The 26,193-nt window shown below is 67.3% G+C and carries 13 protein-coding genes; 12 read left to right on the plus strand and 1 reads right to left on the minus strand.

Annotation, left to right across the window (positions count from 1 at the left end):
- The first annotated feature begins 538 nt into the window (after nt 1–538).
- The 8 genes from QH196_RS08315 (at nt 539) to QH196_RS08350 (ending at nt 16,101) form a co-directional block, all read left to right on the plus strand.
- Entirely contained in the window at nt 539–1,558 is a 1,020-nt protein-coding gene (locus tag QH196_RS08315; protein ID WP_280415176.1) for an alpha/beta hydrolase, read from the plus strand.
- Nucleotides 1,559–1,734: 176 nt separating this feature from the next.
- The gene (locus QH196_RS08320; RefSeq protein ID WP_280415177.1) at nt 1,735–3,591 is read left to right on the plus strand and encodes an alpha/beta hydrolase-fold protein; all 1,857 of its coding nucleotides are present in this window, start codon (nt 1,735–1,737) and stop codon (nt 3,589–3,591) included.
- Between the two features lie 406 nt (nt 3,592–3,997).
- Complete coding sequence (locus QH196_RS08325; protein WP_280415178.1) at nt 3,998–4,531, plus strand: DUF732 domain-containing protein; 534 nt, start codon at nt 3,998–4,000, stop codon at nt 4,529–4,531.
- 9 nt (nt 4,532–4,540) lie between these two features.
- Nucleotides 4,541–5,533: a cutinase family protein gene (locus QH196_RS08330; RefSeq protein ID WP_280415179.1), complete on the plus strand. Its 993-nt coding sequence runs from the start codon at nt 4,541–4,543 to the stop codon at nt 5,531–5,533.
- Nucleotides 5,534–5,813: 280 nt separating this feature from the next.
- Nucleotides 5,814–6,833, plus strand: a complete 1,020-nt coding sequence (locus QH196_RS08335; protein ID WP_280415180.1) for an LLM class F420-dependent oxidoreductase — start codon at nt 5,814–5,816, stop codon at nt 6,831–6,833.
- 185 nt (nt 6,834–7,018) lie between these two features.
- Nucleotides 7,019–8,929 carry a long-chain-fatty-acid--AMP ligase FadD32 gene (gene fadD32 / locus QH196_RS08340; RefSeq protein WP_280415181.1) on the plus strand — a complete coding sequence of 637 codons (1,911 nt, stop codon included), beginning with the start codon at nt 7,019–7,021 and terminating at the stop codon, nt 8,927–8,929.
- Between the two features lie 303 nt (nt 8,930–9,232).
- Complete coding sequence (pks13, locus tag QH196_RS08345) at nt 9,233–14,560, plus strand: polyketide synthase Pks13 (RefSeq protein ID WP_280415182.1); 5,328 nt, start codon at nt 9,233–9,235, stop codon at nt 14,558–14,560.
- On the plus strand, nt 14,557–16,101 hold the full coding sequence (locus tag QH196_RS08350; RefSeq protein WP_280415183.1) for an acyl-CoA carboxylase subunit beta: 1,545 nt from the start codon (nt 14,557–14,559) through the stop codon (nt 16,099–16,101). The genes pks13 and QH196_RS08350 overlap by 4 nt, the downstream gene beginning before the upstream one ends.
- Before the next feature lie 68 nt (nt 16,102–16,169).
- Here QH196_RS08350 and QH196_RS08355 read toward each other — a convergent pair whose 3' ends face one another.
- Nucleotides 16,170–16,670 carry a peptidylprolyl isomerase gene (locus QH196_RS08355; protein WP_280415184.1) on the minus strand — a complete coding sequence of 167 codons (501 nt, stop codon included), beginning with the start codon at nt 16,668–16,670 and terminating at the stop codon, nt 16,170–16,172.
- A 193-nt stretch (nt 16,671–16,863) separates the two neighbouring features.
- Between QH196_RS08355 and QH196_RS08360 the strand changes: the two genes are divergently transcribed.
- The 4 genes from QH196_RS08360 to QH196_RS08375 all read left to right on the plus strand — a co-directional run bounded on the left by QH196_RS08360 (nt 16,864) and on the right by QH196_RS08375 (nt 26,125).
- Nucleotides 16,864–20,181 (plus strand): arabinosyltransferase domain-containing protein, encoded by a 3,318-nt coding sequence (locus tag QH196_RS08360; RefSeq protein WP_432279454.1) that lies wholly within the window; start codon nt 16,864–16,866, stop codon nt 20,179–20,181.
- Nucleotides 20,182–20,363: 182 nt separating this feature from the next.
- Complete coding sequence (locus tag QH196_RS08365; protein ID WP_280415185.1) at nt 20,364–22,475, plus strand: galactan 5-O-arabinofuranosyltransferase; 2,112 nt, start codon at nt 20,364–20,366, stop codon at nt 22,473–22,475.
- Nucleotides 22,476–22,514: 39 nt separating this feature from the next.
- A complete protein-coding gene (locus QH196_RS08370; RefSeq protein WP_280415186.1) occupies nt 22,515–25,841 on the plus strand; it encodes an arabinosyltransferase domain-containing protein in 3,327 nt (1,108 codons plus the stop codon).
- A 122-nt stretch (nt 25,842–25,963) separates the two neighbouring features.
- Entirely contained in the window at nt 25,964–26,125 is a 162-nt protein-coding gene (locus QH196_RS08375) for a hypothetical protein (protein WP_168433881.1), read from the plus strand.
- Nucleotides 26,126–26,193: the final 68 nt, after the last annotated feature.

The following is a 26,193-nucleotide window of genomic DNA, read 5'->3' on the forward strand; positions in this document are numbered from 1 at the left end:
GACCGGGGTTGTGTAACGGAATACGAACCATGGGCGAATTCCCATCGACAGCAGTGTGGCGGCCCCCCCCGCCTCAAGGGGGGGCGGGCCGACCGCGGGGATCATGGGCGCGCCCCCCCGCCCCCGCCCCCCCACCCCCCCCCGCCCCCCCCCCCCCCTACTGTGGGGGGGGGGCCCCACACTGCTGTCGATGGGAATTCGCCCATGGTTCGTATTCCGTTACACAACCCCGGTCAGAGCGCGATTTCGATAACGGAGGAATATCGCGGCCCGCCGAGACATCAACGGCTCGGCAAGGTATCGTCACGGGGCGATCACAACGTTCTCGCGGCGGATTTCGGCCATCCGATCAGCACGGCCTTGCTTGGGCTCGATGAGGTCGAATAAGGTCCAGCGAGCGCATCTGTGACCAGATCGTTGTAGCGCTGTCGGCCGATGGTTGGTCGGGACCGGCCGCCGGCGCCGCCGAGGAGAAACGGGGTGTTGTCCGCGCAGCGGTGGCGTACAACACCACAACAGCAGAAAGAGAGCAGAATTCATGCGTTTCGGCAGGGCAGCCGGCCCGAAGAGAAGTATAGGGCGGTCACGGGCACCTCGCGGTTGGCGTAACCGGATTCTGGCAATCGGTGCGGCGGTATTCGCGCTACCGGTCGCTGCGGGTATCGCGGCTCCGACCGCCGTGGCCTCGCCGGCGGCGCCGGTGCACCGGGCCGGCCTGGAGGAACTGATGGTTCCCTCCAGCATGGGCCCCATCAAGGTCCAGGTGCAGTGGGCGGCCCGCGGTGGTAACGCCGGGCTCTACCTGCTCGACGGTCTGCGCGCCCGCGAGGACCGCAACGCCTGGTCCTTCGAGACCAACGCGCTCGAGCAGTTCGCGAACGACAACATCTCGCTGATCATGCCGGTCGGCGGCCAGTCCAGCTTCTACGCCGACTGGTACTCGCCCAGCAACACCAACGGCCAGAAGTTCACCTACAAGTGGGAAACGTTCCTCACCCAGGAACTGCCCGCCTTCCTCGAGGGCCACGGCGTCTCCCGCACCAACAACGCGATCGCCGGCCTGTCGATGGGTGGTAGCGCCGCGCTGGCGCTGGCCGCCTACCACCGGGACCAGTTCAAGTCGGCCGCTGCCTACTCCGGCTACCTGAACATCTCGGCGCCGGGTATGCGTGAGGCCATCCGGATCGCCATGCTGGACGCGGGCCGTTACAACGTCGACTCGATGGCTGCCCCGTGGAGCCCGCAGTGGCTGCGTATGGACCCGTTCGTCTTCGCGCCGCAGCTGCGCGGTCTGCCGATGTACATCTCGGCGGCCAGCGGTCTGCCGGGTCCGCACGACAAGCCGGCGGGCGCGATCGGTGCGTTCAACACCGGTAACGCCATGGCGCTGGAAGCACTGTCGCTGGTGAACACCCGCGCCTTCCAGTCGCGGCTGAAGTCGCTCGGCATCAACGCCCACTTCGACTTCCCGAACGTCGGCACCCACTCCTGGAAGTACTGGGAGAGCCAGCTCTTCGCCTCCCGCAAGATGTTCCTGGATTCCACCAACGGCTGGTGACAAGGACGACACGCTGATCGGTTGCCGCTGAACCGATAGCACCGCGCAACGGCGCCACCTGCGAAGCAATACGAGCAGGTGGCGCCGCTGCTGTTTCCGGGTAACGACGGTGATCAACTGATTTGCTGTCCGCGCGTCTACCGCGAATCCGCCGGTGACAGCGGTACAAACAGTGTGTGGCAGGGAAGAAACGCGTTAGAGGGGGTTCGACCGGCCGACCCGGTGTACGCGCCCGGCGCGGGCTCGCCGTCGTGGCGGCCGCGCTGGTGTTGCCCTTCGCCGCCGCACAGGCCCCGGCACCTGCCCAGCCCACCGCAGCCGCCGCGCCGGCGACGATCCGCAATATCGTCTGGCATTCCGACCGGCACGTCGCCATCTGGGTGAACTCGCCCGCCATGGGCGCACCCATCCAGGTGCGGTTACTGCTGGCACGGGACTGGAATACCGCGCCCAACGCGAAGTTCCCGGTGCTCTACATGCTCGACGGGCTCCGCGCCACCGACGACAACAGCGGCTGGATCGCCGAAACCGGCGCCGTCGATTTCTTCGCCGACAAGAACGTCACGGCCGTGCTGCCGGTCGGCGGACAGGCCAGTTTCTATTCGGATTGGCTGGAACCCAACAACGGTAAGAACTACAAGTGGGAAACCTTTCTCACCAAGGAACTTCCGCCGCTGCTGGAAAGTCAATGGCGCGCCACCGATACCCGCGGTATCGCCGGGCTCTCCATGGGCGGCACCGCCGCCATGTTCCTGTCCGCCCGCAACAGCGATTTCGCGAAATTTGCCGCCTCCTACTCCGGTTTCCTCACGACCACGAGTACAGGTATGCCGCAGGCCATCCGGCTCGCCATGATCGATGCCGGCGGATTCGACGCCGCCGCGATGTGGGGTCCGCCCGACAGCCCGCTTTGGGAGGAACACGATCCGGTGTACCTCGCCGACCGCCTGAAAGGTAAATCCCTCTACATATCCAGCGGAACCGGCGCCTCCGGGAAACACGACGAAGGATCCGAGATCCCGGGAGTCACGCCGAATATGTTCGGGATGGGCCTGGAGACACTATCGCTGATCACCTCCCAGAATTTCGTCTCGAAGCTGCACGAACTACGCATCCCGGCAACCGTCAACTACCGGTCCGCCGGGACCCATACCTGGCCGTACTGGGATTTCGAACTGCGCCAGTCCTGGTCCCAGGCCGCCGCCGCACTCGGGGTGCCCGCCGCGAAACCGGAATGCGCTGTCGGGGGTGCCATCGCCGCTGTGGCGGCCGGAAACGGCTGGCTCGGTACCTGCCTCACCGGCGAATACCGGGTGCCCGGCGGCGTGGCCCAGGATTTCCTGCACGGCCGGGTCTTCTTCACCCCCGAGGCGGGCGCGCACCCGGTGGCCGGCCGTATCGGCGGCGGCTATCAGGCCGCGGCCGGGCCGCACGGTGCGCTCGGCCTGCCGATCGGCGGGGAGACACCGCTGCCGGACGGCCGGGGTCGCTACCAGCCGTTCCAGCACGGATCGCTGTACTGGACACCGGAAACCGGCGCGCAGATGGTGCGCGGGGCGATCCTGGCCGAATGGGGTCGCCAGGGCTATGAGGGCGGACCGGCGAAATACCCGGTGGGGCCGGAGGTGCAGACACCGCATCGCGACGGCGCGGTGCAACCCTTCGAAGGTGGCCCGTTCTATTTCAGCCCCGCTACCGGGGCCCACCGGGTGGAGGGCCTCATCCTCGGCAAATACGCCGAACTGGGCTTCGAGAACAGTTGGCTCGGCTTCCCGGTGGCTCCCGAACTTCCGCTGAAGGATTTCGGCAGGTTCAGCGGTTTCGAGGGCGGCAACATCTACTGGAGCCCACTCTCGGGCGCCTGGGCGGTCCGCAACGGCCCGATCATGGACGCCTGGCGGGAGGCGGGGTTCGAGAACGGCCGCCTGGGCTTCCCGATCAGTGACGAATTCGCCATCCCGGGCGGGGTCCAGCAGAACTTCCAGCACGGTGCGATCACTGTCCGGGACAATCGTGCCGAAGTGCTGTATTGATGGCGCCGCCCCCCGGGGGGGGGGGGGGGGGTTTTTTTTTTGGGCCCCGCCGCGGGGGGCCCGGGTTCGGGGCCCCTTTGGTCTCGTTCTTCACTCCTCCGCTCCTCCGCTTCGCTCCCCCGCTCCGTCGCTCCAGAACGAGACGGGCCCCGAACCTTCGCGGTCGGCAAAGCAAGGATGGGTTGCACGGTGATGCACTTTTCGGGCCGTCTACCCACGCGCGGGCAGAGCATCGACCGCGCCGCGCAGCGTTGATCTGGGTACTGGTATTACCCTCGGGGGCGCGGCCCGCGACGACCTCGCCGGGCCTGACGTAACCCGACGGTCAAACCAGTGGTTCGGCGGCGCCCGGCAGAGGTGCCGTGAACCAGCGCGCAACGGCGCGCCGGAACACAGGATGGAATGTATGTATCGGACCCGAGGCACGATGCTCGGTGTGGTGGCGGCCGTGGCGGCTGCCGGACTGCTCGCCGGCTGCGGCGACGAGGAATCGACCGCGACCAGCACCCCGACGCTGTCGACCCCGGCCGCCGCATCGTCCGAGAGCTCCGCGCCGGCTCCGGCGCCCGCGCCGGAGGAACAGACCCCCGCGCCCGAGCCTCCGGCTTCGGAGGAGAGCGCTCCGGAGGCGCCGCCGGAGGAAATGGAGCGTCCCGCGCCGGTGGAGCCCCAGGAACCTGCGGCCGCGGAGCTCGGACCCAAGGAACAGACCTACATCGATGAGCTGGCGAAACAGGGTGTGACCCCGTCGACCCCGGATACCGCGCTGAGTATCGGCTCCTATGTGTGCAGTCAGGTGGCGCAGGGCACCCCGGATCCCGCCATGCTCACCTGGGTGACCGCGATGGCCGGTGCGGATGCGGCCTTCGATCCCGCGAAGATGCCGGTCGAGCAGGCGGGGCAGATCTACATCAATACCGCGAAAGCGCACTACTGCTAGTGGCCGCCGATGAGTAGGGGACGTTCCGGAGCCCGTCGATCGCGGTCGGCGGGCTGTCTGACGCTGCTCGCGCTGGGTGTGGCCGGGCTCGTCATCGTGATATTGCTCTGGTACCTGCTGGCCGGGTGCCTGCGGGAACCGCCGCCCGGGCCCGGCCCGGGGCCGGGCCCGGAAGAACCGACCAGTCAGCCGGCGAGCTGCCCGGACGTGCAGATGATTTCGGTGCCGGGCACCTGGGAGTCCAGTAGTACCGACGACCCCTACAACCCCTCGGCCAACCCGGCTTCGCTGATGCTGAACATCAGCGATCCGGTGCGCGAACAGTTCCCGGCCGAACGAGTCGACGTGTACACGGTTCCCTACGTCGCGCAGTTCTCCAATCCTGTGGCGTTTCCGCCGGACGGGCAGGCCTCCTACAACGTCTCGCGTACCGAGGGCACGCGGCGGACCTTCGATTTCCTGACCCAGCGGCACGAGGAATGCCCGCTCACCACGTATGTGCTGGCCGGGTTCTCGCAGGGCGCGGTCATTGCCGGGGATATCGCCGAGCAGATCGGTAAGGGCAACGGCCCGGTACCGGCGGACCGGGTACTCGGAGTGACCCTGATCGCCGACGGTCGCCGATCCGGTGAACCGGGGCCGGGGCAACCGATCCAGGTGGGTAACCCGCCGCCCGGTATCGGCGCGGAGGTCGCGCTGGCCGGTTTGAGCGTGCCGGGGATCACGATGACGGGTGCGCGTGAGGAAGGTTTCGGCGAAATCGCCGACCGGGTGTACACGATCTGCGCACCCGGCGACCTGATCTGCGACGCACCGCGTAACGCGCTCAGTCCCGCCAATATCATCGGCAGCCTGGGCACACTCACGGCGGCCGTCGGTAATCCGGTGCACAGCCTCTATCACAATTTCGTGGTGGAGCCCGACGGCACCACGGCCACCCAATGGGCCGCGAACTGGGCTATCGGCCTGGTCGAAGGTGCGCCGCAACCACCGCATTCATGAGGTGCTCGCCGATCCCGCGGCAACTGTGTCACCGATGGCAATTCGGCGTCGGCGGCCCAGACACCGGGCACGGACCGTTCGGCTCGAGTAGGCCAAATTGTCCCTGGTGAGCCGCTGTCGCGGCGGTGTGGCGAGGTATGGGCGGCGTGTTGTGACAATTCACCGCACGCAGCGTGTTCCTTCCCCCGCAGCACGCTGTAAAGTGCGCTGGTGATCGCGCGTCCCGGCCCTGCGCCGGCCGGGATACGCAGTGACTTCCGATATCCAGGAGCATGAGTTCATGACAGAAGCCGCCGCACCGGTGGATGAGTTGAGCGCGCTGGGCACTCCGTTGCGAAAGTTCCGCTTCGCCGCCGCCGGCGAGGGGAACAAGCAGGAAGGTGGCGCCCGCAAGTTCATCCAGACGGCGCAGCAGGCCGAGGAGTACGGCTACGACACGTTCGTGGTGCCGGATCATCTCGGTGACCAGATCGGTCCGATCGCCGCCCTCGGCGCGCTGTCCCAGGCCACCGACAAGATCCGCCTCGGCACCTCGGTGCTGGCCAACGGCTTCCGGCATCCGGTGGTGCTGGCCAAGGACCTCGCCACCATCGACGTGCTGTCGAAGGGCCGGCTCGAGGTGGGCATCGGGGCCGGTTGGAAGGCCGACGAATTCGCCGCCGCCGGGCTGGACTACGACCGCCCGGGGATCCGGCTGGCCAAACTCGACGAGACGCTGACCATTCTCGATGTGCTGCTGCGTGGGCAGGAATGCACCTTCGAGGGCAAGTACTACCAGGTGCGCGGCATCAAGGGGACGCCGCGGCCGCGGCAGGGCCCGCGTCCGCCGCTGTGTACCGGCGGTGGTGGGCCGCGGATGCTGAAGCTGGCCGCCAAACACGCCGACATCATTTCGGTTGTGCCGGTGACCACACCCAAAGGTCAGGGGCTGCTGTCCAGCATCACGCTCGAGAAGACCATCGAGAAGGTGAATCTGATCAAGGAAGCCGCTGGGGAGCGCTTCTCTCAGATCGAGCTGAACTGGGCGGTGACCGCGATCGTCATCACCGACGACCGGGAGAAGATGGCGGAAATGGCCCTTGCGGCTCTGGACCGTGGCCAGCTTCCCGATCTCGAGGTGGATGTCCAGCTCACCGTCTCCGACATCCTGAACTCCCCATATGTGGCCATCGGCACGTTCGAGGAGATCGCCGAGCAGATGCGCCGGGTGCGTCAGCTCACCGGCATGTCCTATATCGGCATCTACCCGACCCAGATGGACGCTTTCGCGCCGGTGATTCCCTTGCTCCGGGAGGAGTGAGAAGCTCATCTCTGTAACATGTCTCTGGTTTGAGAACATCTAGCCGATAGCGGTCACCGCGCAGACCGCACACCGAACCCGCGGGAAAAGTTCTCGGATGAGAGCACCGCGGCGAAAGCGAGTCGGGGCCACACAGTAAATAACGGTCATCGTGCCGTTGCGGCGTGCGCCTCGGAGGAGAAGGAATGGACGAGACTTTCGACGACTACCTGGACGAGAACGGGAACATCACCATTCCCGATGATCGCACCCTGGTCGACCACGTCGAGAAGCACACCCGCAACGACGCGAACACCTTGGCGTACCGCTACATCGACTATTCGCGCGAACGCGATGGTGAGGTACACGAGCTGACGTGGCAACAGTTCGGGGTCCGGCTGCGCGCGGTGGCCGGTCGACTGCAACAGGTCACCAAACCGGGTGACCGGGTGGCGGTACTCGCGCCGCAGGGCCTGGACTACGTGATCTCCTTCTTCGCCGCCATCTACGCCGGCGCGATCGCGGTGCCGCTGTTCGATCCCGACGAGCCAGGTCATACCGACCGGTTGCACGCGGTGCTCGGTGACTGCGAACCGTCGGCCATCCTCACCGCCAGCTCGTCCGCGGCCGGGGTGCGTCAGTTCTTCCGTTCGCTGCCCGCGGCGCAGCGCCCGCGCATCATCGCGGTCGACGCGATTCCCGACAGTGTGGGGGAGAGCTGGGTGCGGCCCGATATCGCGGTGGACGATATCGCCTACCTGCAGTACACCTCGGGTTCCACCCGTACCCCGGCCGGTGTGGAGATCACCCACCGCGCTGTGGGCACCAACCTGCTGCAGATGGTCGACGCCATCAATCTGGACTGGAACTCGCGCGGTGTCACCTGGCTGCCGCTGTTCCACGATATGGGCCTGCTGACCGTGATCCTGCCCGCCGTGGGCGGCAAGTTCATCACCATCATGTCGCCGGCCTCGTTCGTGCGGCGGCCGTACCGCTGGATCAAGGAGCTCGCCGCCGCCTCCGACGGCGCGGGCACCTTCGCCGCGGCCCCGAACTTCGCGTTCGAACATGCCGCCGTGCGCGGGCTGCCGAAGAACGGTGAATCGCTGGACCTGTCCAATGTGATCGGCCTGATCAACGGCAGCGAACCGGTGACCACGTCGTCGATGAAGAAGTTCAACGAGGCGTTCGCCCCGTACGGCTTGCCGAAGACGGCCATCAAACCCTGCTACGGCATGGCCGAGGCCACCCTGTTCGTCTCGGCCACCAAGGCGGAGGACGAGGCGAAGGTCACCTATGTCGACCGCGCCGAGCTGAACGCCGGCCGGATGGTGAAGGTCGAACCGGGCTCGGACAATGCGATCGCCCAGGTGAGCTGCGGTTATATCGCCCGCTCGCAGTGGGCCGTGATCGTGGACCCGGAATCGATCGACGGTACGCCGCGCGAACAGCCCGATGGGCACGTCGGCGAGATCTGGCTGCACGGCAACAACATGGGGATCGGGTACTGGGGTCGCGAGAACGAGACGAATGCGACCTTCCGGAACAAGATCACCGAGCGCCTGCCCGAAGGCAGCCACGCCGAGGGCAGCGCCGCCGACGCCAACTGGATGCGCACCGGCGACTACGGCGTGTACTTCGACGGCGAGCTCTACATCACCGGCCGGGTGAAGGACCTGGTGATCGTGGACGGCCGCAACCACTACCCGCAGGACCTGGAATTCTCCGCGCAGGAAGCCAGCAACGCCCTGCGGCCCGGGTTCGTCGCGGCATTCTCGGTTCCGGCCAACCAGCTCCCCGCCGAGGTCTTCGCGCAGGGCAGCCATTCGGGTCTGAAATTCGACGCCGACGATGCCTCCGAACAACTGGTCGTCGTCGCCGAGCGCGGGCCCGGCGCCGGTAAGGCCGATCCGATGCCGATCGCGGACGCGGTCCGGGCGGCGATCTCGCAGCGCCACGGTGTCACCGTGCGCGACCTACTGCTGGTGCCCGCGGGCTCGATCCCGCGCACTTCCAGCGGGAAGATCGCACGCCGCGCCTGCAAGGCGGCATATATCGAGGGCACGCTGCGCGGTGGTTACACACAGCAGGCGTTCCCCGATGCACCTGAGGAATGAGCCCGGTCGACGCGGTGGCGCAGCGTCCGGGATGATAGGCGGCTGAGCGTAGTGCCGGAGGAGGTAACGCAGCGTGATCACGCATACGCGGCGCAACCACCCCGGCGCGGCGGCCGAGCGCCGTATCGCGCGGTGTTCACCTGCATCGGCGCAGGTGGGAGGCCGAACGAAACCCAGCGGCCCGTGTCGTGCGCCGGAGGTGGTGGCATCGTGACCACCGCGGCGCCGGCGGTTGCCGTCCACCCATCCCTGCGATGCAGGCTGTTGCCAGGCACCGCATACAGACAGGTAGCTTGAGGACTGATGGCTGATAACGAGGGCACGTCGCCGGATACGACCGAGAACCTTCCCGTCGAGCAGGAGGGCGATACCGCCGGGACGAGCGCGGCGGCCGGGTCCGGTGCCGCGAAATCCGAGATATCGGTGGCGGAACTACGAGAGTGGTTGCGGCGCTGGGTGGCCGAGGCCACCGGCCAGTCGGTCGACAAGATCACCGTCGACCGGCCGATGGAGGAATTCGGGCTCGCCTCCCGTGATGCGCTGGCCCTCGGCGGCGAGATCGAGGAGCTTACCGGCGTCGTACTCGATGCCACCGTGGTCTACCAGCATCCGACCATCGCCTCGTTGGCCGATGTGATCGTCAACGGGCCGCCCGAGGTCACCCTCGAAGCCCTCGACGACCAGTACTACACCGCCGGCTACGCCCCCGGTGACGCGCACGATATCGCGATCGTCGGCTTGTCCACCAGGCTGCCCGGGGCCGGTGACACCCCCGACTCGACCTGGGAATTTCTGATCAACGGCGGCGACGCCATTCGTGATCTTCCCGAAGGACGCTGGGCGGAATTCCTGAGCGAACCGCAGGTGGCGCAAGCCGTGGCCGAAGGAAATACTCGCGGCGGGTACCTGGACCAGAAGGTCGTCACCGATTTCGACGCCGAATTCTTCGCGATGTCGCCGATCGAGGTCGAGCGGATCGACCCGCAGCAGCGCCTGATGATGGAGCTGACCTGGGAAGCGCTGGAGCATGCGCATATCCCGGCCAGTGATCTGCGCGGGGAATCGGTCGGTGTGTACATCGGGACCTCGACCAGCGATTTCCAGTTGATCGCGGCTATGAGCCTCGGCGAGACCGATCCGAACGTGCCGGCATCGGCCGAGGCGTACAAGATCATGGGTAGCGCGAGCAGCATCATCGCCAACCGTGTGTCCTATTTCTACGATTTCCGCGGCCCCTCGGTCGCAGTCGACACCGCATGCTCCTCGACCCTGGTCGCGGTTCACCAGGCCGTGCAGGCGCTGCGCGCCGGTGACGCCGACGTGGCATTGGCCGGCGGCGTGAATATGCTGCTCATCCCCATGACCACGCTCGGTTTCGACAAGAACGGCGCGGTTGCCGAGGACGGCCGGATCAAGGCCTTCTCGTCCGACGCGGACGGTATGGTCCGCTCTGAGGGCGCAGGTCTGGTGGTGCTGAAACGTCTCGCCGACGCCGAACGCGACGGTGACAACATTCTTGCGGTGGTCAAGGGTTCGGCCGTAAACAGCGACGGCCGGTCCAACGGGCTCATCGCTCCGAACCCCGAGGCCCAGGCCGATGTGCTGCGCCGCGCCTACCGCGATGCCGGGATCGTGCCCTCCACGGTCGACTACATCGAAGCGCACGGCACCGGCACACTGGTCGGCGATCCCATCGAGGCGCAGGCCCTGGGTGCCGTCGTCGGCGCCGGTCGTGCGGCCGATACGCCCGTGCTCCTGGGATCGGCCAAGACCAACTTCGGTCATTTGGAATCCGGTGCGGGCGCCGCGAGCCTGGCCAAGGTGCTTCTCGCGTTCCAGCATGATGTGGTGCCCGCCAATATCAACTACGCGGGACCGAACCCGTATATCCCGTTCGAACAGGCGCGCTTGAAGGTAGTCGACGAGCCGACTCCGTTCCCGCGCTACAGCGGCACGGCGACGGTGGGTATCTCCGGTTTCGGTTTCGGCGGTACCAACGCGCATGTGGTGGTCCAGGAGTACGTCGCCCCGGCCGCCACGGCCGAAGAACCGGCCGGCAGCTCGCCGGAGACCGCCGGACTCGACGTGGAGACCACCGATGTGGTGACGGAGGCGGAAGCGGTTACCGCGGAGGCCGCGCCCGAACCCGAATGGTCGGCCGACCGCGCCGAACCGTTGCCGGTGATTCTGGCCGTTTCCGCGTATCTACCTTCGCGTCGTCGCCGCGCCGCCGCCGATCTGGCCGATTGGCTGGAAAGCGAAGCGGGGCAGCGGACTCCGCTGGTGGATGTGGCGCGTGCGCTGGCCAAGCGCAGTCACTGGCGGTCCCGCGGCGTCGTGCTGGCCAAGGACCACGCCGAGGCCGTGGCCGGGTTGCGCGCGATCGCCGCGGGTAAGCCGGGGGCCGGGGTGTTCACCGCGGATGCGCCCGCGCCCGAGGGGCCGATGTGGGTGATGGCCGGTTTCGGCGCCCAGCACCGGAAGATGGGTAAACAGCTCTACCAAGAGAATTCGATCTTCCGCCGCACCGTCGACGAGGTCGACGAACTCGTCGAGGACGAGGCCGGTTATTCGGTGCGCGAGCTGATGCTCGACGACGCCCAGGACTGGGATATCGGCACCTCGCAGGTCGGTACGTTCACCATCCAGGTCGGGCTTGCCGCGCTGCTGCGGGCGCACGGAGCCGAACCCGCCGCGATCGTCGGCCACTCCCAGGGTGAGGTGGCCGGTGCGTATATCAGCGGCGGGCTGCCGCTGGAGGACGCGGTGCGGGTGATCTGCGCGCGGTCGCGCCTGATGCGCGAAGGCGAGCAGATGCTCACCGACGACGACGTCCGCAATATGGCGCTGGTGGAGTTGAGCGCCGAGGATATCGCCGCCATGCTGCCCGATTACCCCGATATCGAGGTGGCGGTGTACGCGGCGCCGACCAACACCGTGATCGGTGGTCCGGTGGATCAGGTCGCGGCGATCGTCGCGAAGGTCGAGGATGCCGGGAAATTCGCCCGCGTACTGCAGACCAAGGGCGCCGGGCACACCTCGCAGATGGATCCGCTGCTCGGTGAACTCGCCGCCGAATTGGCCGGGCTCGAGCCGACGAAACCGACCGTCGGGCTGTACTCCACGGTCGACAAGGAGCAGTACTACGCACCCGGTCACGACCCGGTGCACACCGAGGCCTACTGGGTGAAGAATATGCGCCACAGCGTGTACTTCACCAATGCCGTGAAACGCGCGGTCGACGCCGGGATCACGACATTCCTGGAACTCGCCCCGAACTCGGTGGCGCTCATGCAGGTACTCGGCACCACCTTCGCCGCCGGCCTGCACGACGCCCAGCTGATCCCCACGCTCAAGCGCAAAGAAGACGAATCCGCCGCCGTGATCACGGCGCTGGCACAGCTGTACGTGCACGGCCATTCGGTGGATCTGGCGTCGCTGGTTCCGGCCGGGCCCTACGCCGATATCCCGCGTACCGCGTTCGTCCGTAAGCACTACTGGCCCAAGGTGAGTCCGCTGTCCACCGGCGGCAGCGCACGGGTACCGGGTGCCTCGGTGGCGCTGCCGGACGGCCGGCACGTATGGGAGGTACAGGCCGCGGCGGTGGACGAACTGCCGGCGCTGGTAGCCGCGGCGGCCGCGCAGGTACTGGCCGATGTGAACCTGGGCGCCAGTGTCGCCCACGCACCGCTGCCCGCGACCGGGACGCTGACCACCACCCTCACCCCGCACCCCGGCGGCGCGTCGGTGCAGGTACATGCCCGCGAAGGTGCGCAGTTCCGGCTGCTGTACGACGCGGTGATCACTTCCGGTGCGGCCCAGGCCATCCCGGCGCCGGCCGAATCGGCGGCAGTTGCCCCGGCGGGCACCACGGAACCCGAGGTCCTGGATGCGGTGGATACCGCCGGCTTCGGCGACCGCTGGAGCCCGGACAGTGGTCAGACCGTGGAGGAACGGCTGGCACTGATCGTCGCCGAATCCATGGGCTACGCCGTCGAGGATCTGCCGATGGAGATCCCGCTCATGGAACTCGGCCTGGATTCGCTGATGGCGATGCGGATCAAGAACCGGGTCGAATACGAATTCGATATTCCGCAGCTCCAGGTTTCGGCGGTACGCGATGCCAGCCTGCACGAGGTCGGGAAGGTGCTGCGCTACGCGATCGAGCACCGCGACGAGGTGCGGGAAATGGCGGAGAAGCAGGCCGCCGGGGAATCCGGTGCGCTCAATGTGGACGACAACTTCGTCGAAGCGGCGAAGGCGGCCATGGAGTCGGGGCAGGACCCGGTCGCGGCCTTGAACCAGGCGTCGGGCGGTGGCGGTGATACGGCGGCCGACACCGCTGCCGAGACAACCGAAACGACCTCCGGAACGACGGATTCCGGTGGCGCCCCGAACGGTTCGGAAGCCGGGGGCGCCGCTACGGAAACGGACTCCGGGCGCAGTGCGACCCAGCCTGCGGTCGCTGCGGCGAAGCCGGCCCCGGCCGCAGGTGCTGCGGTATTCGGGGGCGGCGCAGCCGGTTCCGGCGACGAGGAGAACGTTCCGCCACGTGACGCTGCGGAACGCCTGACCTACGCGTCCTGGGCCGTGGTCACCGGTGAATCGGCCGGCGGGATCTTCAACACTCTGCCGATCCTCGATGAGGACACCGCGGAGAAATTGGCGGCTCGGCTCACCGACCGCGTCGGTGCGGAGATCACCGTCGACGATGTGCTCGATTGCGAAACTATCGAGCAGTTGGCCGAAATCGTTCGCACTCTGCAGGACAGCGGAGCGGATGTCGACGGATATGTCCGTACTCTGCGGGCGCGGCCCGAAGGGTCGCTTGCGGTACCGGTTTTCGTCTTCCATCCGGCGGGCGGAAACACGCTTGTCTACGAACCGCTGCTCAAGCGGCTTCCCGAGAACACACCGATGTACGGTCTCGAACGAGCCGAGGGATCAATCGAGGAACGTGCGCGCGAGTACGTCCCGGAACTGCGCAAGCTGCAAGGCGACGGCCCGTTCGTACTCTACGGTTGGTCACTCGGTGCTGTATTGGCCATGGCGGTCGCACACATTCTTCGTGCCGAAGGAGCCGACGTCCGGCTCGTCGGCCTGATAGATCTCGCCATTCCAGTGGAGCCGGAGAACAACAGTTCTGAGGAACGTTTCCGTCGGATCCAGCGGTATCAGGTGTTCGCCAAGAAGACCTTCAATATCGACGGTGAACTCGACGACGACCAGCTGCGAGAGTTGGCCGACTCCTCGGACGAGGAACAGTTCAAGATGATCAGTGACCTGATCAGGATGACCGGTGCGAAGATCCCCGGCGGGGTGCTCGAGCATCAGAAGACTTCGTGGATCGAAAACCGCGCACTGCAGCAGGTCCAGCCCGCGAATTACGAGGGCGACGTCGTTCTCTACCTGGCCGATCGGTACCACGACGGTGCGATCGAGCTGGAGCCGCGTTATGCAGAGCGTCGGCCCAACGGGGGCTGGGACGAGTTTGTGCCCAACCTGGAGGTCATCCATATCCCCGGCGACCACCTGCAGATCATCGATGAGCCGAGGATCGGGAAAATCGGCGCGGACCTCACCGCTAAACTCGCCCGGATCGATTCATCGGGTGTGAAAGGGAGCAAGTGAGCACTACCGCCGAAAAACTCGCCGACCTGCGGCAGCGTTTGGAGCTCGCCCAGGAACCGGCGGGCGAGGCCGGCGCGGCGAAGCGGGCGCGCAAGGGTATCCCCAGCGCTCGTGACCGGATCAATATGCTGCTCGACCCGGGGAGCTTCACCGAGATCGGTGCGCTGGTTCGCCGGCCCGGCGACCCGGCCGCGCTGTACGGCGACGGTGTGGTGACCGGGCACGGGCTGGTCGACGGCCGCCCGGTGGCGGTGTTCTCCCATGATCAGACCGTCTACGGCGGGTCGGTGGGGGAGATGTTCGGCCGTAAGGTCGCCGCGATCATGGAGTACGCCGCGAAGGTCGGTTGCCCGATGATCGGGATCAACGATTCCGGTGGTGCCCGGGTGCAGGAGGCGGTGTCCTCGCTGGCCTGGTACGCCGAGTTGAGTACCCGGCAGGAGCCGCTGTCGGGGATGGTGCCCACGATTTCGATGATTCTCGGCAACTGTGCCGGTGGTGCGGTGTATTCGCCGATCAACACCGATGTCGTGGTGGCGGTGGAATCCGCGCATATGTTCGTCACCGGTCCCAAGGTGATCCGTGAGGTCACCGGCGAGGACGTGAGTCTGGAAGAGCTGGGTGGCGCGCATGCGCAGGCCCAGTACGGCAATATCCATCACATCGCGAAGGACGAGACCGCCGCGTTCGCCTGGGTGCGCGAATACCTGTCGTATATGCCGACCAGCTGCCAGGAGCAGCCGCCGGTCATCAATCCGGGGCTGGAACCGGAGGTCACCGACAGCGATCGGGAACTGAACTCGATCGTCCCGGATTCCGACAACGCCGGCTACGACATGCACGATGTGCTGCTCCGGATGTTCGACGACGGCCACTTCCACGAATACGGCGCGGAAGCCGGGAAGAACATCATCACCGGTTTCGCCCGGGTGGACGGGCGCAGTGTGGGCGTGGTAGCCAATCAGCCGATGGTGTACGCGGGCGCGCTCGACGCCCGCGCCTCGGACAAGGCCTCGCATTTCATTCGGTTGTGCGATGCCTACGAGATTCCGCTGGTGCTCGTGGTCGACACTCCCGGTTTCATGCCGGGTGTGGAACAGGAGAAGATCGGCGTCATCAAACGCGGTGGCCGGTTCCTGTTCGCGTTCGTCGAGGCCACCGTGCCCAAGGTGACCGTGGTCGTGCGTAAGGCCTACGGCGGCGGGTACGCCGTGATGGGGTCCAAACAGTGCGGTGCCGATGTGAACCTCGCCTGGCCCACCGCTCGTATCGCGGTGATGGGCGCGGAGAGCGCGGTGAGCCTGATCGGCGCAAGCCAGATCGCTGCCGCACCGGAGGACCAGAAAGCGGCCGTTCGCCAGCAATTGGTCGACTTCTACAACGCCACCGTGGCCACGCCGTGGGTGGCGGCCGAACGCGGTTTCATCGATGCGGTGATCGAGCCGGCGCAGACCCGGCTGGAATTGCGCCGCGCGCTACAACTACTGCGCGACAAGACGGTGATCCGCAACCCGCGGAAACACCATCTGCTGCCGCTGTGACGGGCTACGGTCCGGGGCGCGCCGGATAACGGCGCCGGCGCGACCCGAACCGCTACGAAAATCGGAGTTCAGCCGGCGATGGACGCGGATTTGATCACCACGTTCTCCGTCGGCACATCCTGGTGCATACCCTGCGACGAGGTGGACACCTTCGCGATCTGGTCGACGACATCGGTGCCGTCGGTGACGGCACCGAAGACGGCGTAACCCCATCCCTGGCCCGCCGGCTGGGTGTGGTTGAGGAAATCGTTGTCGGCGACATTGATGAAGAACTGCGCCGTCGCCGAATGCGGGTCGTTGGTACGCGCCATGGCGACCGTGTACTTATCGTTCTTGAGGCCGTTGGCCGCCTCGTTCTGGATCGGCGCCTTGGTCGGCTTCTGCTGCATCTGCGGATCGAAGCCGCCGCCCTGAACCATGAAGCCCGGGATCACGCGATGGAAGATCGTGCCGTCGTAGTGTCCGGACTCGACGTATTCGACGAAGTTGCGGACGGTGTCCGGCGCCTTCGCCTCGTCCAGTTGGAGGCCGATGGTTCCGTAGTTCGTCTCGAGATTCACCTTGGTCATGCCCCTACCTTTCCATTACCGCCGCTATACCCCGCGCATAAGGGGGTGATTTCCGGGCCGATTGTGCCAGCCGCCCCTCTTTACCCCGTTCCGCTACTTTTTATGCCCCGTTCGCCCGAGCGTTTTCGTTTCGGCCGGGTACGCGCCGGGGTATCAGCGGGCCGGGCGCGGCGCGCCCAAGTAGCATGCCAGCGTGCCAGAAGTCGCCACCGCAGTACTGACGAAGACGCCACCGGAACCGGGGCCGGGAGTTACGCCGAGGGATTTCCGGGTGGCGCGTCTCGTCGCGATCGTCACCGGAGTACTCGGTGCGCTCTTCGCGATCGCCACCCCGTTCCTGCCGGTCACCCAGACCACGGCGACGCTGACCTGGCCGCAGAACAACAGCCTGGCCAATACGCAGGCGCCGCTGATGTCGCAGGTGCCGCTCGACTTCACGGCGACCATCCCGTGTTCGGCGGTGAACCAGCTACCGCCCGAGGGCGGCATGCTGCTGGCCACCGCGCCCCCGCAGGGCGACCGGGCGGCGCTGGAGGCGCTGTTCGTGCGGGTCTCGGACACCTCGGTCGATGTGGTGGACCGGAATGCGGTGGTGGCCACCGCCGACCGGGCGGAGATGGCGAACTGTTCGGCCATCACCATCAGCTCCGACAACGAGCGCACCACGGCGGCGTTCGAGGGGCTGGTCGACGAGACCGGCGCTCCCAATGCGGGTCAGCTGCTGGGTGATCTGCGCCCGCAGATGGTGGGCATCTTCACCGATATGACCGGTGATGTCCCGGCCGGCATGACCGTCGAGTCGACCATCGATACCCGGTTCAGCTCGAGTCCCACCTGGATCAAACTCGCCGCCATGATCGCGGCCGTACTGTGCACCGTGCTCGCGCTGGTGGCGCTGGCCCGGCTGGATACCAGTGACGGGCGCGGGCACCGGCGGTTCCTGCCCGCGAACTGGCTCAAACCCACGCTCGCCGACGGCGGGGTGATCGGCACCCTGCTGGTGTGGCATTTCCTCGGCGCCAACACCTCCGACGACGGCTACATCCTGAGCATGGTCCGGGTGGCGCCGGACGCCGGCTATATGGCCAACTACTTCCGCTGGTACGGGGTCCCGGAGGCGCCGTTCGGGTGGTACTACTACGTGATCCAGCTGTTCGCCGAGGTCTCCACGGCCAGCCCGTGGGTCCGGCTGCCCGCCCTGGCCTGCGGAATCCTGTGCTGGATGGTGCTCAGCCGCGAGGTGGTGCCGCGTCTGGGCAACGGTCTGCGGGGCGCGCGGGCCCGGGCCTGGTTCGGCAGTGTGCCGCTGTGGACCGGCGGCCTGGTGTTCCTGGCGTTCTGGATGCCCTTCGACAACGGTCTGCGTTCGGAACCGATCGTCGCGCTGGGGGCGCTGCTCACCTGGGTTTCCATCGAACGGGCCATCGCCACAGCGCGACTCCTGCCCGCCGCTGTCGCGGTCGTAGTCGCGGCGTTCACGCTGGCCGCGGCCCCGACCGGCCTCATGTGTGTGGCTGCGCTGCTGGCCGGTATCCGGCCGATCACCCGCATCATCGTGAAACGGCACCGTGAGCACGGCACCGCCGCGTTGCTGGCGCCGCTGGCGGCGGCCGGATTCCTGGTGCTCACGGTGGTCTACAGCGATCAGACCTTCGCCGGGATCCAGGAGGCCAACCGTGTCCGACAGCTGGCCGGCCCGAACCTCGCCTGGTACGAGGACTACCTGCGCTACTACTACCTGTTCGTCGAAACCGTCGACGGGTCGCTGGCGCGTCGTTTCGCGTTCCTGGTCATGCTGCTGTGCCTGTTCACCACCATGCTGGTGCTGCTGCGCCGCCGCCGGGTCCCCGGTATCGCCGTCGGCCCGGCCTGGCGGTTGATGGGCGTGGTGATCGGAACGATCTTCTTCATGATGTTCCTGCCGACCAAGTGGACCCACCACTTCGGCGCCTACGCCGGTATCGCGGGTTCGCTGGCGGCGGTGACCGCGGTCGCGGTGTCGGCGGCGGCGCTGCGCGCGCGCAAGAACCGGGCGATCTTCCTGGCCGGTCTGCTGTTCACGCTGGCGCTCGCGTTCTCCGGGATCAACGGCTACTGGTACGTCTCCAGTTACGGGGTCCCGTGGTTCGACAAACGGATCTCGCTGTTCGGTATCTCGTCCAACACCGTGATGCTGGTGCTGTTCGGGCTGTCGTTGCTGCTGGTCGGCTGGCACGTACTGCGGGAGGGTTACGCCAAACCTCCGAAATCCACTCGGACGGTGCGCGGCCGGCGGGTTCGGAAGTTCGCCGCCATCCCGCTGACCCTGGTCGCCGCGGCGATGGTGCTGTTCGAGGTGCTGTCGCTGGCCAAGGGCGCGTATTCGCAGTACCCGGGTTATTCGCTGGCGCGGGGCAATATCGACGCCCTCGCCGGTGAGTCCTGTGGGCTCGCCAACGATGTGCTTGTCGAGGTGAACGCCAACGCGGGCCGGTTGAACCCGATCATCGATCCGGCGAACCCGCCCACCAACCCCGGCGACCCGCTGGCCGGGGTGGACCCGGTCGGCTTCGACCCCAACGGGGTCCCCGACGATCTGTCCGCCGATGCGGTCGAGGTGAAACCGGGTACCGGCAACACCTCCAACCAGTCGGTGGGCGCCTCGTTCGCGGAGGGCCAGAATGCCGGTACGGGCGGTGGTCAAGGCGCGCTCGGTGTCAACGGTTCCACCGTTGCCCTGCCGTTCGGGCTGGACCCGGCCACCACGCCGATTCTCGGCAGCTACCAGGAAGGTGTGCAGCGGCCCGCGCTGGTCACCTCCAGCTGGTACGAAATGCCGCAGCGCTCCCCGGATCATCCGCTGCTGGTCGTCACCGCCGCCGGGCGGATCCTGTCCTACGACGACAGCGGTGTCATGCAGTACGGGCAGTCGCTCACCGTCGACTACGGGAAGCGGCAGCCGGACGGTTCGGTGAGCTATATCGGCACCTACGTGCCGCGCGATATCGGTCCCGCCCCGTCGTGGCGCAACCTGCGGATCCCGCTCGACGAGATCGCCCCCGAAGCCGATGCGGTGCGCATCGTCGCCAACGACCCGATCCTCATCGGCGACCAGTGGCTGGCGTTCACCCCACCGCGGCTGCCCAAACTGGAAACCGCCAACGACTACCTGGGTTCGGAACAGCCGATCCTGCTCGACTGGGCGGTCGGCCTGCAGTTCCCGTGCCAGCGCCCGTTCCGGCACGAGAACGGTGTCGCCGAGGTCCCGAAGTTCCGCGTCCTGCCCGACCGCCCGCTGGCGGTGAGCTCCACCAACACCTGGCAGGCCCAGGAGTTCGGCGGGCCGCTCGGGTTCTCCCAGATGCTGGCGAAATCCACCACCATCCCGACCTATCTGAAGAACGACTGGGGTCGCGACTGGGGCACCCTGGAACGCTACGACCAGTACTACGACGCGGTCCCCGCCCAACTGCAGACCGGTACCGCAACCCGGAGCGGTCTGTGGGATCCGGGGATGCTGCGGGTGTACTGATCATCGATTCGTCGTGGTCAGGACCGTGTGGACGAAGGTCCGGACGGACCGGCTACCCGAGCCGTCCCGTCCATCGGTCCCGAGGGCGGCCGAGTCGCGGCCGGTGCGGTGGGCGCGGAGTGGTTCTCCACTAGGCTGACCGACGGCCAGTAGGTGGACAGGAGCCGGAGGTAAGTACGCCGATGACGACGAGTCGTGGCGCGCGTTTGGGGCGTCAGGTCGGGGCCGGAATCGGCGAGGCGGTACTGGCCACAGTGGTCGCCGTGCTGGTGGTTGCGGTGGGGCTGGTGGCCTTCTCGCTGGTGAACTGGCCGGCGTTCAACTCCTCGAATGTGCTGCGGGCGCTGACCACCGTGGGGCAGGTCGGGGCCACGGTCCTGCTGGCGGTATCGATCGCGCTGCTGCGGCTGCGCCGCGCCCGCCGGTGGGCGAAACTGCTGTCCTGGGCCGGGATCTCGGCATTCGTCACGGTCACGCTGGGACTGCCGCTGGCGGCGACGAAGCTGTACCTGTTCGGGATCTCGGTCGATCAGGAATTCCGCACCGAATACCTCACCCGGCTCACCGATAGCGCCGCGCTGCGGGATATGACGTATGCGGATATGCCGCCGTTCTACCCGGCCGGGTGGTTCTGGTTCGGCGGGCGCGTGGCGAATGTGCTCGGCATGGACGGCTGGGAGGTTTTCAAGCCGTACGCGATCGGTTCGATCGCGGTGGCGGCGGTGGTCTCGCTGGTGCTGTGGTCGCGGTTGATCCGCGCCGACTGGGCGGTGGGGGTGACCGCCGCGATCACCGCGGTGGGGGTCACCTACGCCGCGCCCGAGGCCTACGGCGCCGTGATCGCGATCCTCATTCCGCCGGTACTCGTGATGGCGTGGGGTGCGCTGTATCGCCCGGCCGAACTCGCCCGCCGGACCTCGCCCGCGAGCGCGGGAGCGGTGCGCCCGGGGAGCGGCGGCAACGAAAACCCGTCCGCTGCGGGGTCGACCGGTGCCACGGCCGCGCCGGATTCCGGCGCGGCCGGGAAGATCGCCGGGCTACCCGGTGCCACAGCGGGCGGCTGGGCCGCGGTATTGGGGACGGGGCTGTTCCTGGGTCTCGCGGCCACGTTCTACACGCTCTACTTCGCGTTCGCTGTGTTCACGGTAGTGCTCATGGCGGTCGTCGCGGCCGGACTGGGCATCCGGGCGCGCTATGCCGCGCGGACACCGCGGCGGATCGCAGCACAGCAGGGAGCCGCGGGGGAGAAGGTCCAGGGGATCGGGCGCGCGATCGGTGCGCCGCTGCTGCGGCTGGTCGTGATGGGCGTGATCACCGCGCTGGTCGGACTGCCCGTGTTCGTCCCGTTCCTGCTGCGGATGCCGGACAACCCGAAGCTGGAATCCGGTGGCGCGTTCCACTATCTGCCGGAGGCCGGCTCCGAACTGCCGCTGCCGATGGCGGTGTTCTCGCTGCTCGGCGGTCTGTGCCTGGTCGGAGTGATCTGGCTGGTGCTGCGCGCGAACTCCTCCCGGCGGGCGCAATCGCTGGGGCTCGGGGTGATCGCGGTATATCTGTGGTCGCTGCTGTCGATGCTGGCCACGGTGGCGGGCAGCACCCTGCTGTCGTTCCGGCTGGAACCGGTGCTGCTGGTGCTGCTGGCGGCGGCGGGCGCGTTCGGGTTCGTGGAGGGCGCCCGGGCGGTGTATCAGGCGCTGAACGAACCGGCACGCTTCCGCTGGGTGGCCATCGTCCTCGCGACCGTGGGTGCGCTGGCCTACTGCCAGAACATTCCACACGTCCTGGCGCCCGAGATCACCACCGCCTACACCGATACCGACGGCGACGGCCACCGCGCCGACCAGCGCGACCCCGCCGCTGTCCGGCACTACCACCACATCGACGACGCCCTGCGCGCGCAGACCGGCCGCGAACCGTCGGAGAACGTGGTGCTCACCGGCGACACCACCTTCCTGGCCTACTACCCGTATTTCGGATTCCAGGGCCTGACCTCGCATTACGCGAATCCGCTGGCCGACTATGCGGACCGTTCGGCGACCATCGAGGCCTGGAGCGAACTGGAGACGCCGCAGGAACTCCTCGATGCGATGGCCGCCGCCCCCTGGCGCGCCCCCGACGCTTTCCTGTTTCGCCGCAGCGGCGACGATTACACCCTGCGGCTGGCCGCGGACGTATACCCGAACGACCCCAACGTCCGCCGCTACACCGTCACCTTCCCGGCGGCTCTGTTCGACGATCCCCGCTTCACCACCACCGATATCGGACCGTTCACCCTGATCGTGGTGAAGCGCTGAGTTCGGACCGGGACTCCGCCAGGCCGTGCCGAGCCGTGGATGCGCTGCGCCTGGTTGCGCCCATTAGAGTCGAGCCCCGTGCGACCGCAACGATCCCCCCGAGCGTTGAACCGTATCCGACTGCTGGCCCTGGTTTCCGGGCTACTCGGGTTCGTGCTGGCGATCCTGGCGCCGGTGCTGCCGGTCCGGCAGGACGAAACGGTCCTGGAGTGGCCGCAGGCCGGTGCGACCGATGTCGAGGCGCCGCTGGTGAGTTATCAGCCGCTGCGGCTGGACCTCACAGTGCCGTGCCCGGTAGCGGCCGCCGCCGAGGGGACCGTGGTGACCACGGTTCCCGACGAATCGGGTAAATCGTCGGCCCGCGGCTTGCGGGTCAGCATGTCCGGCGACACGTTTTCGGTGGTGCTGCGCGATGTGCCGTTGCTGTCCGCCGATCGCGCGGAACTGGCCGGTTGCGAATCGTTGTCGGTGGTAACGACTGCGGCCTCGACCACCGCCGAGCTCACCGGAGCCGTCCGCGCGGACGGTACTCCGTTGCGCACACAGGTGGATCGGGATATCCGGCCGCAAATGGTCGGAGTCTTCACCGACCTGCCCGCCGAGCAGCTCGGCGCCGGTATCCGGTTGCACGCCGATATCGACTCCCGTTTCACCTCCTCGCCGACCCCGCTCAAACTGGCCGCGATCATCGGTGCGGTCGTGTTCACGCTGCTGGCGCTGCTGGCCCTGCATCTGCTCGACATCAGCGACGGCCGCCGCGCCCGGCGGTTCCTGCCGTCGCACTGGTGGCGGTTCCGGCTCGCCGACGGCGCGGTACTCGGGGTGCTGGTGGGCTGGCATGTGATCGGCGCCAACACCTCCGACGACGGCTACATCCTGAACATGGCCAGGGTGTCGGAGAAATCCGGTTATCTGGCGAACTATTACCGCTGGTTCGGGGTGCCGGAGGCGCCGTTCGGCTGGTCGTACGAGGTGCTGGCGTGGATGTCGCGGATCTCGGAGTCGAGCCCGTGGATGCGGTTGCCCACGCTGCTCGCCGGGATCGTCTGCTGGCTGGTGATCAGCCGGGAAGTGCTGCCGCGGCTGGGCGCCCGGGTACGCGGTAACCAGGTCGCACTGTGGACCGCCGGGCTGGTGTTCCTGGCCTTCTGGCTGCCCTACGACAACGGTTTGCGCCCCGAACCGCTGATCGCCGCGGGTGCGCTGCTCACCTGGTGTTCGATCGAACGCGCCATCGCCACCGCACGGCTGCTGCCGGCCGCGGTCGCGATCCTGATCGCGGCGTTCTCGCTGGCCGCCGGCCCGACCGGGCTCATCTGTATCGCCGCGCTGATCGCGGGTTCCCGTCCGGTTCTGCAGATCATCATCAAACGGGCCCGTGGCGACCGGACCGGATCGAGCCCGGAGGCGCGGAGCAGGAGCGTATGGGGCGCCGTGGGACGGTACGTGAGTCTGCTCGCCCCCGGGCTGGCCGCCGGAACGCTGGTACTCGTGGTCATCTTCGCCGATCAGACCCTGACCACGGTGCTCGAGGCCACCCGGGTACGCACCGCGGTCGGCCCGAATGTGGCGTGGTTCGACGAGCGCACCCGCTGGGATTCGCTGCTGATGCTCTCCCCGGACGGCTCGCTGGCCCGGCGTTTCGGTGTGCTGCTGATGCTGCTGTGCCTGCTGGTCTGCGTTCTGCAGGTACTGCGCAAGGGCCGGATCCCGGGTACCGCGCGCGGTCCGTCGGTGCGCGTTCTCGGCATCGTGTTCGCCTCGCTGCTGCTGATGATGTTCACCCCCACCAAATGGACCCATCACTTCGGCGTCTACGCCGGCCTGGCCGGTTCGCTCGCGGCACTGGCGGCGGTGGCCGTGGGCACCAACGGTATTCGTGCGCCCCGTAACCGCGCGCTGTTCGCCGCCGCCCTCCTGTTCCTGCTGGCGATCACCTTCACCGGCTCGAACGGCTGGTGGTACGTGTCCAGCTACGGTGTCCCGTGGTGGGACAAGGCGCCACTGATCGCGGGTAAGGGTTTTTCGACACTGTTCCTCGGGCTCAGCGTGCTCGCGCTGCTGGTGGCGTTGTGGTTGCACTACCGGGCGCCGTATCGCAGTGGGCCACCATCTCGTTCGTCGCGCTACGCATCGGCGCCGCTGACGGTTGCCGCGGCGCTGATGGTGTTGTTCGAGATCGCTTCGTTGACCAAGGCGGCGGTAGCCCAGTATCCGGCGTATTCGATTGCCAAATCCAATTTCCGGGCGCTGGCCGGTGACCCGTGCGGATTGGCGGACGAGGTGCTGGTGGAAACGGATACTGCCGATTCTCTGCTGCAGCCGTACGAGGGCGATCCGGCCAACGGTTTGGTCTCCGGTGATCCCGAGGCCGAGACCACCGGCTTCACGCCGGACGGAGTGGCCGACGATCTCACCGCGGACGCGGAGGAGACTGTCTCCGGCAGCGCCAACTCGCTCGAATCCGATACCGAGAACAAGACCACCGACACCACCGGCGCCGGGACCGGCGGCGGCACCGAAGCTCAACCCGGGATCAACGGTTCAAGTGTCGCCTTGCCGTTCGGCCTCGACCCCGCCCGCACCCCGGTACTGGGCAGCTATCACACGGGTGACCAGCAGCAGGCGAAACTGACCTCGCAGTGGTATCGCCTGGACCTGACCGACGAGATGCGCGCCGACCCCGCCTACCGGGTGCTGGCGATAACCGCCGCCGGCCGGATCAAATCGATAGACGCCGATGGAGTGCTGACCTACGGGCAGGAATTGACCGTCGAATACGGCACACGAGCCGCCGACGGCACCATGCAGGTACTGGGCTCGGTGACTCCGCTGGATATCGGCCCGAACCCGTCCTGGCGCAACCTGCGGGTCCCGCTGGACCAGTTGCCGCCCGAGGTGAATGCCGTGCGGTTGGTCGCGGTGGACAACGACATCACCAGCCGCCAGTGGCTGGCCGTCACCCCGCCTCGTCTGCCGCGCCTGGCGACCCTGGATTCGGTTGTCGGGCACACTGATCCGGTACTGCTGGACTGGCACGTCGGGCTCGCCTTCGGCTGCCAGCGGCCGTTCGACCACGCGAACGGTGTCGCGGAGGTGCCGCGCTGGCGCATCCTGCCGGACCGGACCGGATCGGATGCGTCCAATGCCTGGCAGGACCATATCGGTGGCGGTCCGCTGGGCTGGACCGAACTGCTCCTGCAGGCGGATTCGGTGGCCACTTACCTCGCCGAGGACTGGGCGCGGGACTGGGGTTCGCTCGAGCGGTACACCCCGTACCGGCCCGATGCGCAGCCCGCGGAATTGGCCGTCACCCAGCGCAATCGCAACGGTCTGGAGACCGACGATCCCATCAAGGTGAGTTGAACTACGGTGCGCTACATCGAAACTCGTCAATCATGTGTGTTGCCTCACAGTCCGGTTTATTTCCAGGTGAGGGAATTCCGGAACGGATGACGAACCCGGGCGCACGCCGTACCCTGGGTCGCATGACCTCGGCCTTCGAAGATATGGAACTGCGCGATCTCGTCGGCTTGCTCACCGATGAGGAGCAGCGAGAACTACGACCCACGGTATTACGCGTCCTCGGGCGCCTGCCGTCTCAGGAGGTGCTGCGCCGGGAACTCGGACAGCGAATGACCAGGGTGTGACAGCGAACCCGCCACGGATAACCGTGCGCCGGGCCGACCTGATACGACGAAGGGCCGGGGGGGGGGGG

The organism is Nocardia carnea (assembly GCF_029868325.1).
In the GTDB taxonomy this organism is placed as follows: domain Bacteria; phylum Actinomycetota; class Actinomycetes; order Mycobacteriales; family Mycobacteriaceae; genus Nocardia; species Nocardia carnea_C.